We start from the raw sequence: 2,354 nt of genomic DNA on the forward strand, positions 1-2,354 counted from the left end.
CAGCTCATCCAGGCGTACGAGGACACCCTGCTCAACCCGTACATCGCAGCCGAGCGCGGCTACATCGACGCGGTGGTCATGCCGTCCGACACCCGCCGGCACATCGTGCGGGGCCTGCGTCAGCTGCGCACCAAGCGGGAAAACCTGCCTCCGAAGAAGCACGGCAACATCCCCCTGTAGGCACCTGCCCGACCCGTGGAGAGAGCGGTCATGATCAAGGTCGTACGGGGCAATCCGACCCCGGAGGAGCTGGCCGCCGCACTGGCGGTGGTCAGGGCGCGCGCCGCGGCCGCGGGCGGCCGGCCGACCGGCGCGCCCGCCGCACCCGACGCCTGGGCCGATCCGGCCCGGGTGGCGCAGAGCCGCCTGCCCGCACCTGGCCCGAAGGCGTGGGGTCGCACGTACTGGCCCGCATAGGGGGCATGGGGACACTCAGGGCCGCGCCGCAACCGTTGCGGCGCGGCTCCGGCCCCCGGCCCTCGCCAAGTTGAGTACGCGTACTCAGGCGCCCGGGACCGCCGGCGGCGGAGGATCGGCTTCATGTTGTGGTCCGACCCCGAGAACGAGCCGCCCGAGGAGTTGCACGACATGCAGCAGATGCTGCGGCGCGCGGGTGTCCTACTGGCGGTGGCGATGGTGCTGTCCATGCTCGTGATCGGCCTCTGACACCTGCCGGAGAGCCCGGTATCCCAGGACCCGGGAAGGACCCCGCAGCCTCTCGCTACGCTTGCCGCATGAGTGATCAGCGCCGCCGTCTCGTGCTCGCCTCCCAGTCCCCCGCCCGGCTCGGACTGCTGCGCCAGGCCGGGCTCAGCCCCGAGGTCATCGTCAGCGGGGTCGACGAGGACGCCGTGTCCGCCCCCACCCCGGCCGAGCTGGCGCTCGCGCTCGCGGAGGCGAAGGCGTCCGTCGTCGCGGCACGACCGGACGTGATCATGAGCGGGGCGCTGGTCATCGGCTGCGACTCGGTCCTCGAGCTCGACGGCGAGGCCCTCGGCAAGCCCGCCGACGCGGAGGAGGCCACGGCCCGCTGGAAGTCGATGCGCGGCCGCGCGGGCACGCTCCAGACCGGCCACTGCGTGTACGACACGAAGACCGGCCGCTACGCCTCGGCGACCGCCTCCACGGTGGTCCGCTTCGGCGACCCCAGCGACGAGGAGATCGCCGCATACGTGGCCTCGGGCGAACCGCTGTACGTCGCCGGTGCCTTCACGCTGGACGGCCGCTCGGCACCGTTCATCGACGGCATCGACGGCGACCACGGCAACGTCATCGGGCTCTCCCTGCCGCTGCTGCGCCGCCTGCTGGCCGAACTGGGCCTGGCCATCACGGACCTGTGGGCCGACTAGCCGACCAGCTCAGCCGTGCCAGCCTATGGCCCCTCACGCCGGCTGCGGCGCCCCGTCGCCGTGGCCCGGCCCCGCCTCCTGCGGACCCGGCTCCGGACCCTGACCCGGACCCTGACCCCCGGGAGCCTCCTGTGCCGCCGTCCCCGCCCCGCCCCCGGCCTGATCGTCGTACGCCATGAGTGTGAGCACGATGAGGCCGAGCACCAGCATCATGAAGACGAAGGCGCCCCAGCCGACGAGACCGACGACGAAGGCGCCCAGCACCCCGTGCACGACCGCGGCGCTGATCAGCAGCAGGCGGCCGATGCCGGCGGGAGCTCGGCCGCGCAGGGCGGGTATCAGCGCCGCGAGGCCGCACAGGGCGAGGTAGAGACCGAAGACGCCGCCCGCGATCCAGGCGGACACCGACATCATGTGCGGGTCGAGTCCGGCCAGCGACATCTCCTGGCGGTCGACGACATGGCCGAGGAACCAGTTCAGCAGCGCGACACCGGCCGCCTCCACGAAGAGCACGATCGCGGCCACCCACGCCACCGTTCTGCGCACCACGGCGCCCCACCCCTCTTCCAACCCCTGTTACCGCAAGTACGCCAATGGGTCGCCCACGCTACTAACGGGTAAAGCCCGGGACAAGAGTTCGTCGGGGAGCAAAGATTCATTGGGCCATTCGTAGGGACTCCACAAAGAAACCCGATCCCGCGCGGCACGCTCTCACAGAGACCTTGACCACACAGGAGGGCTAGGGTGCCGTGAAGGAGTCCTGCGTACCGCGGTGCGACGTGGGGTTACGCGGGCGGGGCGCGCCTCGGATCACGCTCTGTGTGGGCAAGCTCACCACTGGGGACGGGTCGAAAGGCCGTGTCGGCAGTCCCTAAACTCGGCTTGTTTCAAGGAGGGAGCCATCGTGCGCAAGGTGCTCATCGCCAACCGTGGCGAAATCGCTGTCCGCGTTGCCCGGGCGTGCCGGGATGCGGGGATCGCGAGCGTGGCCGTCTACGCGGATCC

At 71.2% G+C, this 2,354-nt stretch carries 6 protein-coding genes; 5 read left to right on the forward strand and 1 reads right to left on the reverse strand.

Translation table 11 applies throughout. The annotated features are described in order from the left end of the window. The 4 genes from ACWD4J_RS44005 to ACWD4J_RS44020 form a co-directional block, all read left to right on the forward strand. A partial coding sequence (locus ACWD4J_RS44005) for a carboxyl transferase domain-containing protein (protein WP_451401182.1) occupies positions 1-180 on the forward strand: 180 nt, incomplete at its 5' end. A gap of 30 nt (positions 181-210) precedes the next feature. After that, positions 211-417: an acyl-CoA carboxylase epsilon subunit gene (locus ACWD4J_RS44010; RefSeq protein WP_451401183.1), complete on the forward strand. Its 207-nt coding sequence runs from the start codon at positions 211-213 to the stop codon at positions 415-417. Between the two features lie 123 nt (positions 418-540). Further along, complete coding sequence (gene mmpB / locus ACWD4J_RS44015; RefSeq protein ID WP_451401184.1) at positions 541-666, forward strand: morphogenic membrane protein MmpB; 126 nt, start codon at positions 541-543, stop codon at positions 664-666. A 68-nt stretch (positions 667-734) separates the two neighbouring features. Next, entirely contained in the window at positions 735-1,349 is a 615-nt protein-coding gene (locus tag ACWD4J_RS44020; RefSeq protein WP_451401185.1) for a nucleoside triphosphate pyrophosphatase, read from the forward strand. A 33-nt stretch (positions 1,350-1,382) separates the two neighbouring features. On the opposite strand, the gene ACWD4J_RS44025 is transcribed toward ACWD4J_RS44020, so the two are convergent. Further along, positions 1,383-1,898, reverse strand: coding sequence for a hypothetical protein (locus ACWD4J_RS44025; protein WP_451401186.1), 516 nt, complete (start codon positions 1,896-1,898; stop codon positions 1,383-1,385). 355 nt (positions 1,899-2,253) lie between these two features. Here ACWD4J_RS44025 and ACWD4J_RS44030 point away from each other — a divergent pair. Then, a partial coding sequence (locus tag ACWD4J_RS44030) for a biotin carboxylase N-terminal domain-containing protein (RefSeq protein WP_158786612.1) occupies positions 2,254-2,354 on the forward strand: 101 nt, incomplete at its 3' end.

This window comes from Streptomyces sp. NPDC002577 (assembly GCF_053594815.1).